We start from the raw sequence: 13,747 nt of genomic DNA, 5'->3' as shown, positions 1-13,747 counted from the left end.
AAAAAAAAGCAACACTAACAACATTTTTCTAGTTTTCTTTCTCCGATAGCTGGTTGTGGTATAGGTCTTTGTAATAACCTGCATTATTTACCAAATCATCGTGTGTACCCTCTTGGAGGATCTTGCCATCTTCCAGGACAATGATTTTATCTGCGTTCTTGGCCGAAGATACTCTATGGCTAACGATCAAGGTGGTTCTATTACGGGACGCCTTTTTAAGGTTGTTCAGGATTTCTTCTTCCGTTTCGGTATCAACCGCGGAGAGACAGTCGTCGAACAGATAAATCTGTGGATCTTTCAGGAGTGCACGGGCAATGGATACCCTTTGTTTTTGCCCCCCGCTGAGCGTAATGCCCCGCTCACCCAGAATGGTGTCATAGGTTTTGGTAAAGCCCATAATGTTTTTGTGCACCACAGATTTTTTGGCCACTTCTATGATTTCCTCATCCGTGGCATCCTCTTTGCCAAATTTGATGTTGTTTTTAATGGAGTCCGAAAAAAGGAAGGCGTCTTGGGGAACCGCACCAATAGACCTACGGAGACTGTTCAAGTTCAATTTCTTTATGGGGACATCGTCAATCAATATCTCTCCAGAACTCACATCGTTCAAACGGGCTATGAGATCCAGAATGGTCGATTTACCAGATCCAGTCTTTCCAATAAAGGCTACCGTCTCCCCATTATTAATGGTAAAGGATATGTTTTTCAGGGCCGTAATATGGGTGTCCTCATAGGTGTATGTTACGTCATTAAAGGTTATTTTACCCTGGATAGGGGTGTCTTCCTCAATTTCATTCCTAATGTCTGGCTGTACCTTTAGAAATTCATTGATACGCTCTTGAGAGGCTTCGGCACTCTGAACTATGGATGTCAACCAGCCAACCACGGCGACGGGCCAAGTGAGCATATTAACGTAGATGATGAATTCCGCTATGATTCCAATAGACTCTATTTCTCCATTGATGTACTGTTTACCACCGATGTATATCACAAATATATTACTGATACCTATTAATAAGATCATTAATGGAAAAAACCATGCATTTACCTTGGCCAGGTCCATGCTCTTCTCCTTGCCCTCATGGGCCAAGCTATGTAGTTCTTCATTGATCTGGGGCTCCAAGCCGTACGCTTTGATTACGGTGATTCCAGAGAAGGATTCTTGTGTGAAGGTAGATAAGCTGGATAAAAATTGTTGAACTATGGTGCTTCTTTTGTGAATGATCTTACTGATCTTGTAGATAAGAACAGATAAAATTGGCAATGGCAATAAGGTATAAAAGGCAATGGTCGGTGCTTTGATGAACATAATGGGCAACAAACAGGCAAACAGTGTCAAGGTCTGTATGCCGTACATAATAGCCGGCCCGGCGTACATCCTTACCTGGGTAACATCCTCACTGATACGGTTCATTAAATCGCCCGTTCTATTTTTTTTATAGAAGCTTAAATTCAAATACTGATAGTGGTCGTACACCTCATTCTTTAGATCGTATTCAATATATCTCGATATATTGATTATGGTCTGCCTCATTAAAAAGGTGAAAAAGCCCGAAAGGAGTGCGGCTCCAATGATGATTAGGATAAATTGCAACAATTCACCTTTTACCACCTCCAAATTACTGCGGTCACCTGTGAGGTAGTCCTCCATGACCTTTATGGATTTGTTCACATAAGGCGGCATAACCAAAGAAAAAATACGGGCAATGATGGTGATGATGATCCCAAGGACTAATTTGCCCCAGTATTTTTTAAAATATTTGTTGATATATTTAAGTTCTTTCATGAAGTATGCCCCTGTTGTAGGCCGTGTTTTGGTAATAGTTTGCAAAGATAGGTGTTTGCCACAAAACCAAATGTTATAAAACTGATAAGATAAAGCAGGTTCATCTAGGTGGGAATGGAAATATAATACTATTTTTGCGCCGTAAAAGTTTAATTAATCTTAGCTAAAGTTCTTTAAAAATGCTTACAAGAAGGCATATCAGGGTTAAAGTGATGCAAGGTATTTACGCCTTGACACAATCGCACAGCGATTCATTGGAAAAACAGGAAAAGTTTTTAAAGGTAAGTATCGAGAACATGTATTCACTGTATCTATTGTCCCTGGGACTTTTGATAGAGGTTCAGCAAATGGCCAAAGACCAGGTGAAGCTGTCTTCCAAAAAATATTTGGCCAATGCTACCGATGTTTTTCCCAATAAGGAAAAGTTTGTGAACAATGAACTATTGCTACAGTTGGCCAATAACGGACCCCTAAAGGACGAACTGGAACGCAGGAAACTCAACAATTGGTATTTGAACGAAGAGTACGTTAGAATCATCTATCGTGAAATCGTAGCGAGCGAATCTTACCAAAAGTATATGTCCATACCTACAAGCTCGTACCAGGAGGACAAGGAATTGATCATAGACCTCTTCAGGAATGTCATAGCTCCCAATGAGAAAATATATGATCATTTTGAAGATGACAGGCTTACTTGGGTAGACGATATTCCCATTGTCAATACCTTTATTCTCAAACAACTGAAGAAAGTTACTGCCGATAAGCCCAATACATACTTTTTGCCACAATTGGTGCAAGATGAGGACGATCTTGATTTTGCAAAAAAGTTGTTGGTGAAGACCTTGCTGAACAATGAGGTTCTGGTCAAGGAAATTGAAGGGAAGACTCCTAATTGGGATAAGGACAGGATTGCAGATGTTGATGCCATTCTTTTGAAAATGGCGATTTGCGAACTATTGAACTTTCCATCCATTCCTGAAAGGGTGACTATCAATGAGTACTTGGAAATAGCCAAGGAATACTCTACGCCGAAGAGCAGTATATTCATCAATGGCATATTGGATAACCTAGTCAAGGAATACAAAGCCGATGGAAAACTTAAAAAAGTAGGCAGAGGTTTGTTATAAAAGAATAATCCTTAATTTTGAAAATATTAAATAACAATTATAGCAAAGTAAAAATGAAAAGAACAGTCATTACCTTAAGCTTAGTTTCTGCGCTGGCTTTATTTTCTTGTAAAGAAAAAGCATCCACTAAAATTAATGCTGAAAACGTTGAAGTTGCAGCAGAGAGAGATACAGCGGCAAAAAGCCTACCTGTCATGAGTTTTGATAAAACAGAACATGATTTTGGTACCATAGAGGCAAACACACCACAGGAGACCATATTTTCCTTTACCAATACAGGGGATGCACCTTTGATTATCACCGATGCAAAAAGTACTTGTGGATGCACCGTTCCAGAATTTCCAAAAAATACGCCAATTGCTCCTGGAGAAACGGGTCAGTTGTTGGTAAAATTCAACGGTTCCGGCCAAAACCAAGTGACCAAGACCGTTACAGTTACTGCAAATACTGCCAAAGGAACCGAGATTCTTAGAATTCAGGCCTTTGTTAACCCAAAAGGAGCTCAAACAGCTGCTATTCCATTAAAGAAATAATCTAAAAAATGTTAGAACAATATCCTTTTCTTCCTCTTGTATTGATTTTTGTAGTGGCTTATTTTTTTATGATACGCCCACAGATGAAACGTCAAAAAGACGAGAAGAAATTTGCGGAACAATTGAAAAAAGGAGATAAGGTAATTACCAAAAGTGGTATGTACGGTAAGATCATGGAATTGAACGACAATGATTTTTCATGTGTATTGGAAACCATGGCAGGTAAACTAAAATTTGACCGATCCGCCATTTCAATGGAAATGAGCAAAAAATTGAATGCTCCTGAACCGGAAAAGAAATAAGTATCATTTTCAACTGAAATTATAAAACACCGAAGGTTTTCCTTCGGTGTTTTTTGTTTTAGGGATTTATTTCCTGTACGAATCGTTCAATCCTATTCCCTTTAAAATTAAGTCCAGACTTTTCTCCAATCGTGTGAGTTTGGTTTTTTCTTGTTTTGCACTGGATATATACTCGTAGTATTCCTTTTGCTTGTAAGGGGTAAGTGATTGGAATTGAATCTTTGCTTCACGATTGCTTTCCAACGCTTCTTTCAATAGCACCGGTATGGCCAGATTTGAGCTCTTTTCCTTCTGTAGGACCATGCCTTTTTTCTGATTGGCAATGGCTTCTTGCATATATTCCAGGACATCCTTCTCATTAACCTCTTCGATGTTTTTAAACTTCCAATGTCTCATCGCCTTGGTTTTGCCTTCTTGGGCATTTTCCAAGACCCCTTTGGGATCTTTTAGAAACACCCCGTTAAAAAACCAGAGTCCGAAATGTTCTTTAAAGGCCATGATGCCCAAAACATTTTTATTCTTGATCGTATAGACCGGGGCTCCCCATTTTAAAGTTTCTTCCAATTCAGTCTTTTTTGCCAGCCTGCGCAAGAGGTCTATTCCATCCTTAAATGGTTGTTCCTTAAGATAAAAGGCTTCTATTTTTTCTGCTTTGTCCATCATATTTGGTTTTTACTGCAATTCAATTCACAGATTTTTACAATGACCTCCACTGCTTTTTGCATACTTTCCACAGGTACGTATTCGTATTTGCCGTGAAAGTTATGTCCTCCTGCAAAAATATTGGGACAGGGAAGTCCCATATAACTTAATTGGGAACCATCCGTACCCCCTCGTATTGGTTTTATTATAGGGGTTACTCCTACGGCATGCATGGCTTCCTTGGCCAGTTCCACAATGTGAAATACGGGCGCTACCTTTTCTTTCATATTGAAATATTGGTCCTTTATCTCCAAGGATAGGCAACTGTCATATTGGTTGTTTAGTTTGTCCACTATTGCCTGCAAATCGCTTTTGCGCTTTTCAAAATGCTTTAGATCATGGTCCCTGATGATCAATTCTATGTTTGCCAACTCAATTTCTCCCTGTATGGTGTGCACATGAAAAAAACCCTCCCTGCCGGTAGTTTTCTGTGGGACTTCGTTTGTTGGCAAGTGGCTCAAAAATTCTTGTGCGATTAATATGGCATTCACCATTTTTCCTTTCGCATAACCCGGATGGACACTTTTTCCATGGATGGTTATTTTCGCTTCGGCAGCATTGAAATTTTCATATTCCAGCTCACCTATTTGGCTCCCATCCATGGTATAGGCCCAATCGGCTCCAAATTTGGCAACATCGAACTTATGGGCTCCACGCCCTATTTCCTCGTCCGGGGTGAATCCTATCCTGATTTTTCCATGTTCTATTTCCGGATGGTTGATAAGATATTCCATCGCGGTAACAATCTCGGTTACCCCGGCCTTATCGTCAGCCCCCAAAAGGGTAGTGCCATCTGTGGTAATAAGGGTTTGATTTTTGTACAATAAAAGATCATCGAAATAGGAGGGCGATAAAATGATTCCTTTCTCCTTGTTCAGGACAATATCCTCTCCATCGTAATTCTCTACGATCTGAGGTTTTACATCGGTACCACTAAAGTCGGGAGAAGTATCGAAATGGGATATAAACCCTATGGTCGGGACCTGTTTGTCGGTGTTGCTCGGCAGGGTAGCCATGATGTAGGCATTTTCATCAATAGCAACATCATCCATCCCGATGGACTTTAGTTCTTCCACCAGCTTATTGGCCAAGTTCCATTGCTTGGAAGTGCTGGGGGTCGTATTGGAATTTGAATCGCTCTGGGTGTCGATGGTCACATATTTGATAAATCTGTTTATGATGTGCTGCATGTTTGGTTTTTGTCCAAAAATACAATTTTGATTGAAGATTGTAGAACTACAAAATTTTGCTTCGAGGGTAATATTATTTATCTGATTATGAGTTGATTGCGATAAATTGCTTACCTTTTACATGGAATATTAACTCAAACTACACTATTATGAAGAAAAATTACTCAATTTTCATGGTGCTGTTTTTGGGCATACTCAGCTTCGCTAGTGCCCAGATAACAGGAACCGTTTACGATGATGAAGGTGCACCATTACCCGGTGCTTCTGTTGTTAAGAAGGGTACCACAACTGGTACAACCACCGATTTTGATGGAAAATTCTCCATTAATGCCGAAGTCGGTGATATACTGGTGTTTTCTTATATTGGTTTTCAAAAAAAGGAAATGCCGGCCACCAGTGCAGCTATGAGGGTAACTTTGCTTTCCGGAGTAGCACTTACAGAGGTGATTATAGTTGGATCTCGTAATCCAAACAGGACAGCAACGGAAAGCACTGTGCCTGTAGATGTTATAGACATGAAAGAGCTCAATAATGTGGCTCCACAAGTAAACCTAAATCAGATATTGAATTATGTGGCTCCTTCGTTTACCTCCAATACACAAACAATCTCCGATGGAACCGATCATATTGACCCTGCTTCTTTAAGAGGTTTGGGGCCGGATCAAGTATTGGTCTTGATCAATGGGAAAAGGCGACATACCTCTTCCTTGGTAAATGTAAATGGAACTTTTGGTAGGGGAAGCGTAGGAACGGATTTAAATGCCATTCCTGCCGCGGCAATACAGAGAATAGAAGTATTGCGTGATGGTGCCGCTGCCCAATACGGATCTGACGCCATTGCGGGGGTCATCAATATTGTATTGAACAAATCTGTGAATGAATTGACCACTACGGTTACAACGGGTGCCAACTTTTCCAAAAATGCCAACGACCAAACAGGGGGTGTTGATGGGGAGACCACGAATATAGCAGGTAGTTATGGTCTTCCTCTTGGCGAAAATGGTGGCTTTATAACTTTCTCTGGTGATTTTGATGTGCGTGAGGATTACAGCCGTATGAAAGAATGGGAAGGTTCTATCTACAATCTTTATAACACCGTTGAAAGAGTGGCCAATAACGACGGTTATAATATTGCTAATTTGTTGGACGATGATGTGAATGATGTGATACAATATACCGATCAAGCGGGAATCAATAGAAATGGAGCAAGCACTAAAGATGAGCTGAGGACTTTATTATCTGCGGATAATACAGATGCAGAACTTACGGCTAGGGGACAACAACGAAGTGATTTTAATATGAGGGTCGGCCAGTCGGCTTTAAGAGGCGGACGACTGTTTGTCAATTTTTCGTTGCCTTTGGATGATAGTGGTACCGAGCTCTACTCCTTTGCAGGGATAAGTTCCAGAACAGGTAATTCTGCAGGATTTTACAGATTGCCGAATCAGAGTAGAACCTATACTCCTGCCTATATCAATGGTTTCTTGCCCGAGATCAATTCCAATATCAAGGATAGGTCCATTTCTCTTGGGATTAAAGGGGTTGTAGGGGATTGGAATGTGGATTTTAGCAATACTTACGGAAAAAATGCTTTCCTATATACGATTGGGAATACCTACAATGCCTCATTGCAAAATGCATCGCCTACCACCTTTGATGCAGGTGGATTTTCCTTTGCGCAGAATACGACCAATTTGGATATTACCCAGTTTTTTGACGACGTGATGTCCGGACTTAACGTAGCTTTTGGAGCGGAATATAGGGTAGAGAATTATGAGATTGTAGCTGGGGAAGAACCTTCATATGCGCAATATACCGCTAATGGACAGGTCATTAAACTAGCTTCACAACAACCTTCCCAAGATTTCTTTGGTGCCAGTAGGCCAGGTGGTTCACAGGTTTTTCCTGGCTTTGCCCCCAGTAATGAACTGTCAAGGGGACGAAGTAGTGTAGCGGGGTATTTTGATGTGGAGGCCGATTTTTCTGAAGCATTTTTGGCCAGTTTCGCTACTCGATTCGAAAATTACAGTGATTTTGGATCTACACTAAATTTCAAATTGGCAACACGCTATAAGGTGACCGATAATTTCAACATTCGGGGAGCGGTGAATACCGGTTTTAGGGCTCCCTCCCTGCATCAGATCAATTTTAATTCAACGTCTACCATCTTCGATAATTTTGGGAACCCACAGGAGGTGGGTACATTCGCCAATGATAGTAGGGCTGCGGATTTATTGGGGATTCCTCAACTGAAGCAAGAGACCTCCAGTAGTGTTAGCCTGGGGCTTACCGCTAATATTCCAGATGCCAATTTATCGGTGACCGTAGATGGATATTTTGTTATGATCAATGATCGCGTGGTATACACAGGTCAGTTCAAGGGCCCCGGTACTGGAACAGAGCTGGATAACTTACTAAGACAGGCCAATGCTACAGCTGCCTCCTTCTTCGCCAATGCCATTGATACGGAATCCAAGGGATTGGATATAGTGATTACCCATAGGACAGATTTAGGAGCTACTTGGCGATTAAAATCCGATTTGGCAGGTACCTTGTCCAAAACCAAGAAGGTAGGGGATATCAATGCTTCACAAGTACTTCGGAATGCCGGTTTGATAGACACTTATTTTCCTGAGGATAGTCGGGTATATTTAGAAGAAGCTGTTCCAAGGACTAAAATTAACCTGTCCAATAGCCTTACTTCTGATAAATTCATCATCTTTTTACGAAATGTATATTTTGGAGAAGTAACTGAGGCGACAACCACCATCGCCAACCAACAGGTATTTGGCACTAAAGTAGTGACAGATTTATCTGTAGGATATAAGGCGACCAATGCCTTAACTTTTACTTTGGGGGCCAATAACCTTTTTGATATCTATCCCGATCGGGCAGAGGAATCTTTTGGCAACAGAAGTTCAGGTAGATTCGATTGGTCACGAAGGGCCCAACAATTTGGAATTGGTGGACGTTTCTTATTTGCCCGTTTAAACTTTACACTCAGATAAACTTTTCAATAGGTATTTTTTCAAGGGCCACCTTAATAAGTGGTCCTTTTTTGTTTCATATGCGGATTATTTATTTGTACTGGATCTGAAAACTGTTAAATTCTGTTTATATCTTAGCAAACCAAATCCATTAAACATTAAAAGGGACATGAGGTTAATTCAAGTAAAGTTGTTCATAGTGTTTTTATTGCTATGCTCACAGGGATGGTCCCAAGACTGTACCCTAGGGATTGGAGGGAAAGATGATGAGACCATTATCCAGGTTTTTCAATTGAATGCAGAACAGGTTGTAAAAATGAAGGAACTGGGAGCAAAACTTGAAGAGGAGATATCCCCTATAGAACTGCAGAGCAGACAACTTTTAGATACCCATCCACAAAGTACCCCGGAAGAATTAACGGAATTGGCCGTGAAATTTAAGGTGCTGGAAAATAGAATAGTACAAATTTCTTTATCGTATGATCAAAAGCTTTTGGGCCTTTTCAATCAGAAACAATATCAGCGATATTTGGAATTGTGCCATGAAGTGGCGCGTACCCCGTTGAAAGCAGGAACTGTCCCGGAATAATATTTTCAATGTTGTGTTAAAAAATTCGTAGGGATACCACTGTCAACATGGTATGAGTTTGTATTTTTGTTGAAATTTTCAAACAAACCATGTACAAACTCATTCTAAGACCCCTATTTTTTCTCTTTGATCCAGAAATGGTACATCACTTTTCGTTTACCATGATCAAGGTTCTTTCGAAAATCGGTTTCTCAGGATTGTTCAGGTCGTTGTACGTTTTGGAGGATCCAAAACTGGAACGGGAAGTATTTGGTTTGAAATTCAAAAATCCGGTAGGATTGGCAGCTGGATTCGACAAGAACGCTGTGCTTTACAACGAATTGGCAAATTTTGGATTTGGGTTTGTTGAAATAGGGACGCTTACCCCAAAGCCACAGGAGGGGAATCCAAAGAAAAGGCTTTTCCGTCTCAAGGACGATAAGGCAATCATCAACAGAATGGGTTTTAACAACCTTGGTGTTTTTGAGGCTGTGGAACAATTGAAGAAGGACCATAATGTTCTTATAGGAGGTAATATTGGAAAGAACAAAGTAACACCCAATAAGGACGCTGTTAAGGATTACTTGATTTGTTTTGATGCCCTTTTTGATTATGTGGATTACTTTGTCGTGAACGTGAGTTCTCCCAATACACCTGGACTAAGGGAATTGCAGGATAAGGAGCCTTTGACCGCCCTGTTGAAGGAACTGAAAAAAGAGAATACCAAGCTGGCATTGAAGAAGGATGTAAATGAAAGACCCATTCTCCTGAAAATAGCCCCTGATCTTACAGATAGTCAATTGCTTGATATTATTCAGATTGTTGCGGATACCCATATAGATGGCATTATTGCTACAAATACCACCATAGGAAGGGAAAACTTAAAATCTCATCTGACACTTGCCGAGGAAATGGGGGGGTTAAGTGGCAAGCCATTGACAAAGCGAAGTACGGAGGTTATTCGGTTTCTAGCGGAAAAAAGTAATAAGGCCTTTCCTATTATTGGTGTGGGGGGTATTCATTCTGCAGAGGATGCGTTGGAAAAATTGGCTGCAGGGGCAGATCTTGTCCAAGTATGGACCGGTTTTGTGTATGAAGGCCCTGGCTTGGCCAAGAAAATCAACAAAGCCATATTGAAGGCGTAAGTCTTTTGACACCATACACCTACTGCGCCCAGTAATCCACTACAAGGACATCTTCCAAATGCGGCGTGAGTAGGGCTCCAAATGCTTTATGTTCTGGATGAGGTAAATAAACATCGCGATCTTCTTCGGTTTTAAATGTTAAGAAATAACAATGGGTAAACCCCTTGTTGAGTCCTTCTGGACTATTGTTCAATCCCCATTCAAAAGTATGTATGGCTTTTATTTTGCTGGGAAGCGTGTTAAAAGCAGCTTCTATGGTGGCAACTTCCATTGGGGATGTACCTTCTTTAAACTTGAAGAGCACTACATGTCTCAATACACGATCCTGTGATTTTTGATGGTTGTATTCCAAGGGAGTGGTGTTTATATCTGGAGAGGTAAAGCTCAGGATTATGCCTATTATTATCGCAATAGTGATTGAAAATATAATTTTCATTTTTTGATCAAGATATAAAAAATAGGGGAACAATAATCCTTAATTTGTATTTTCGATTTTTTAATACTGTCTATTGAATTACGATGTTCTATCTGCCTTTATAATGGCAACTGCTGCCCTTGCAGTGGCTCCTGGCCCTGACAATATTTATGTGTTGATGCAGAGTATCGCTCATGGAAAAAAATACGGATTGGCCACCGTTGCGGGTTTAATATCCGGGTGTCTCATACATACCTCCTTGTTGGCCTTCGGTATTTCGGCCATTATCAAAGAAAGTGACACCATATTTTTTACCATAAAGTTGATGGGGGCTTTGTATTTGTTTTTCTTGGCGTACAAAGTATATGGGAGTGCTCCAGAGATACAATTGGGTGATTCTCCCGTTGCGAAAAAAGGACTTTGGCAGCTATATAGGAAAGGGTTTATCATGAATGTCCTAAATCCGAAAGTAACTATATTTTTCTTGGCTTTTTTTCCTGGATTTTTGTTTAGCAAAGAATTAAGTACGGTAGTCCAGTTTTACGTATTGGGACTTTTGTTTATGTTGGTGTCCTTTGTCATTTTTGGGCTGATAGCATTATTGTCGGGAGCAATATCAAATTATATAACAAGACATTCGGGAGTAGGTCAATTTTTAAAATGGATGCAGATTGTTGTATTTATAGGGATTGGACTTTATATCTTATTTTCGGATAAATAGTAGTAATTTTGAAATCGTATAAATAGAATTCATGTCCGAAAAGGTCAAAATCATAGAATGCCCAAGAGATGCCATGCAGGGAATAAAATCGTTTATCCCTACAGAAAGCAAAATTAAGTACATACAATCCCTTTTACGTTGTGGCTTTGATACCATAGATTTTGGCAGTTTTGTATCTCCAAAGGCTATACCTCAGATGGCGGATACCGCGGATGTTTTGGCAGGATTGGATCTATCAAGGTCCCAGAGTAAGCTCTTGGCCATCGTGGCCAATGTAAGAGGGGCGGAAGATGCCTGTCAGCATGCTGCCATTGATTACTTGGGTTATCCATTTTCTATTTCCGAGAATTTTCAAATGCGGAATACCCACAAGACCATAGCTGAATCGGTAACAGCCCTACAGGAAATTCTAGACTTGGCAAATGCAGCCAACAAAGAAGTCGTTACCTATATTTCTATGGGTTTTGGTAATCCCTATGGAGATCCTTGGGATGTGGAAATAGTGGGGGAGTGGACGGAAAAATTGGCATCGATGGGCGTTAAGATATTATCCCTTTCAGATACCGTGGGATCTTCCACACCTGAAGTTATCGATTATTTGTTTTCAAATTTAATATCCAAATATCCGGAAATTGAATTTGGGGCGCATCTGCACACAACGCCTTCCAGATGGCATGAAAAGGTGGATGCAGCTTACAAGGCTGGATGCCGAAGGTTCGATGGGGCCATCCAAGGTTTTGGGGGTTGTCCTATGGCCAAGGACGAATTGACCGGTAATATGCCTACGGAAAAAATGCTGTCTTACTTCACCAAAGAAAAGGCAGATACCAATGTAAATTGGATGACTTTTGAAGCAACTTACAATAAGGCAACAGAATTATTTTCCTTATATCATTGATATTTAAATAATTATATTTTTTATTTAGATTTAGTATAAATAAACTTTGCAGATAGTAAAGTGGGTACTATATTTGTCCTCGAAAATTATTTTAATCAAATCTAAATAAGAACAGTCATAATGAAAAATTATTTTATCCCTTTGTCTTTTGCCGTTTTGGGCCTATTGGGTGCCTGTAGCACTGATGATACCGACATCATTGAGGAAGGTTCCAAAATCAATAATCCAACTACTTATAGTTTTGAAAGAAATGGTGAAAATTCAGTCGACTTCAATGGACAGTCTACAAGGTTGAAAATGGGAGGTGAGCTTGAGAAAGGTTTAAAGAATACTGGGCAAACCGCCACCGGGTTATTAAATATGTTTGCACATGAAGAAGGACAAAATAATTTTTCCTCTCCTTCTCTTAATGCTTCCAATAAAAATTTAAGAAGTAAGACAGCTGCTTCTTTTGATTATTTTTCTGTGAACGCTACAGACCAATCGTTAATACGTCTTGATTTCGAAAATTGGATCGAAAATCAAGTAAATGAGGTGTTTCCAAACTGGAACACTCCGGCTTCTGCAGGGGTTGCAGGTCAGATCGCAGATGGTTCAGCTACCCGTTATGTTAATGCATTGGGTCTTGAATACGATCAAATGGTCGTAAAAGGACTGATTGGAGCTTTGGTCGTGGATCAGACATTGAACAATTATTTGAGCCCAGGAGTGTTAGATGAAGGAAGTAATAGAGCTAACAACGATATGGGCATTGTTGAGGAAGGCAAGTCGTACACTTCAATGGAGCATAAGTGGGATGAGGCATATGGTTATGTTTTCGGACTGAACGCCGATCCTGCCAATCCAAACATAGATTTAGGAGCAGATAGTTTCCTGAACAAGTATATAGGAAGAGTAGAAGGAGACAATGATTTCGCTGGAATCGCCGATGATATTTTCCAAGCTTTTAAATTGGGAAGAGCCGCAATTGTGGCCAATAATTACGAAGTTCGTGATGCCCAGGCAGACATCATCAAGACAAAAATATCGGAAATTATAGGAATTAGAGCCGTTTATTACTTACAACAGGCCAAGCCTTCGTTGACTCAAGAGGTGCCTGCGTACGGAACTGCATTTCATGATCTTTCTGAAGCTTATGGATTCATATATAGCTTACAGTTCACTAGAAAGCCAAATAGTAACGCTCCATATTTCTCCAAAGCAGAAGTTGATGCATTCCTTTCGGATCTTATGGATGATGGTCCTAATGGTTTGTGGGATGTACAAATATCTACTTTGGATGAAATTTCTGTTGCCATTGCAGGGCAATTTGAATTTACCTTAGAGCAGGCGGCCGAATAATGAACATAAAAAAAGCAACCTTTTATTAAAAT

Annotated in this window: 13 protein-coding genes; 9 read left to right on the top strand and 4 right to left on the bottom strand. The window is 40.2% G+C overall.

What is annotated here, in order from left to right; translation table 11 throughout:
* Positions 1-28: 28 nt before the first annotated feature.
* Positions 29-1,786: an ABC transporter ATP-binding protein gene (locus tag WAA86_RS12010; RefSeq protein WP_337301251.1), complete on the bottom strand. Its 1,758-nt coding sequence runs from the start codon at positions 1,784-1,786 to the stop codon at positions 29-31.
* Positions 1,787-1,965: 179 nt separating this feature from the next.
* On the opposite strand from WAA86_RS12010, the gene nusB reads away from it, so the two are divergent.
* From nusB to yajC, 3 genes are read left to right on the top strand one after another with little or no spacing between them, the layout of a single operon-like run.
* Positions 1,966-2,913 (top strand): transcription antitermination factor NusB, encoded by a 948-nt coding sequence (nusB, locus tag WAA86_RS12005; protein WP_337301250.1) that lies wholly within the window; start codon positions 1,966-1,968, stop codon positions 2,911-2,913.
* Between the two features lie 53 nt (positions 2,914-2,966).
* A complete protein-coding gene (locus WAA86_RS12000) occupies positions 2,967-3,446 on the top strand; it encodes a DUF1573 domain-containing protein (RefSeq protein WP_337301340.1) in 480 nt (159 codons plus the stop codon).
* Between the two features lie 8 nt (positions 3,447-3,454).
* A complete protein-coding gene (yajC, locus tag WAA86_RS11995) occupies positions 3,455-3,748 on the top strand; it encodes a preprotein translocase subunit YajC (RefSeq protein ID WP_337301249.1) in 294 nt (97 codons plus the stop codon).
* A 66-nt stretch (positions 3,749-3,814) separates the two neighbouring features.
* Here the strand turns inward: yajC and WAA86_RS11990 are convergent, their stop codons facing one another.
* Together WAA86_RS11990 and pepT are read right to left on the bottom strand one after the other, a co-directional pair.
* Positions 3,815-4,411 carry a YdeI/OmpD-associated family protein gene (locus WAA86_RS11990; RefSeq protein WP_337301248.1) on the bottom strand — a complete coding sequence of 199 codons (597 nt, stop codon included), beginning with the start codon at positions 4,409-4,411 and terminating at the stop codon, positions 3,815-3,817.
* The gene (gene pepT / locus WAA86_RS11985; protein WP_337301247.1) at positions 4,408-5,640 is read right to left on the bottom strand and encodes a peptidase T; all 1,233 of its coding nucleotides are present in this window, start codon (positions 5,638-5,640) and stop codon (positions 4,408-4,410) included. The genes WAA86_RS11990 and pepT overlap by 4 nt, the downstream gene beginning before the upstream one ends.
* Positions 5,641-5,789: 149 nt before the next feature.
* Here pepT and WAA86_RS11980 point away from each other — a divergent pair, with 149 nt between their 5' ends.
* The 3 genes from WAA86_RS11980 (at position 5,790) to WAA86_RS11970 (ending at position 10,340) form a co-directional block, all read left to right on the top strand.
* A complete protein-coding gene (locus tag WAA86_RS11980) occupies positions 5,790-8,648 on the top strand; it encodes a TonB-dependent receptor (protein ID WP_337301246.1) in 2,859 nt (952 codons plus the stop codon).
* A 148-nt stretch (positions 8,649-8,796) separates the two neighbouring features.
* Positions 8,797-9,216 (top strand): hypothetical protein, encoded by a 420-nt coding sequence (locus WAA86_RS11975; protein WP_337301245.1) that lies wholly within the window; start codon positions 8,797-8,799, stop codon positions 9,214-9,216.
* Positions 9,217-9,305: 89 nt separating this feature from the next.
* Positions 9,306-10,340: a quinone-dependent dihydroorotate dehydrogenase gene (locus WAA86_RS11970; protein WP_337301244.1), complete on the top strand. Its 1,035-nt coding sequence runs from the start codon at positions 9,306-9,308 to the stop codon at positions 10,338-10,340.
* Positions 10,341-10,359: 19 nt separating this feature from the next.
* Here the strand turns inward: WAA86_RS11970 and WAA86_RS11965 are convergent, their stop codons facing one another.
* Entirely contained in the window at positions 10,360-10,776 is a 417-nt protein-coding gene (locus WAA86_RS11965) for a Dabb family protein (RefSeq protein ID WP_337301243.1), read from the bottom strand.
* 73 nt (positions 10,777-10,849) lie between these two features.
* On the opposite strand from WAA86_RS11965, the gene WAA86_RS11960 reads away from it, so the two are divergent.
* From WAA86_RS11960 to WAA86_RS11950, 3 genes are all read left to right on the top strand, one after another.
* Positions 10,850-11,476, top strand: coding sequence for a LysE family translocator (locus WAA86_RS11960; protein ID WP_337301242.1), 627 nt, complete (start codon positions 10,850-10,852; stop codon positions 11,474-11,476).
* Positions 11,477-11,507: 31 nt separating this feature from the next.
* Positions 11,508-12,374: a hydroxymethylglutaryl-CoA lyase gene (locus WAA86_RS11955; protein ID WP_337301241.1), complete on the top strand. Its 867-nt coding sequence runs from the start codon at positions 11,508-11,510 to the stop codon at positions 12,372-12,374.
* A gap of 120 nt (positions 12,375-12,494) precedes the next feature.
* The gene (locus tag WAA86_RS11950) at positions 12,495-13,715 is read left to right on the top strand and encodes a DUF4856 domain-containing protein (RefSeq protein ID WP_337301240.1); all 1,221 of its coding nucleotides are present in this window, start codon (positions 12,495-12,497) and stop codon (positions 13,713-13,715) included.
* Positions 13,716-13,747 lie beyond the last annotated feature (32 nt).

The sequence above is a fragment of the Sediminicola sp. 1XM1-17 genome (assembly GCF_037203765.1).
In the GTDB taxonomy this organism is placed as follows: Bacteria; Bacteroidota; Bacteroidia; order Flavobacteriales; family Flavobacteriaceae; genus Sediminicola.
This window is presented reverse-complemented; position numbering and strand designations above follow the sequence as displayed.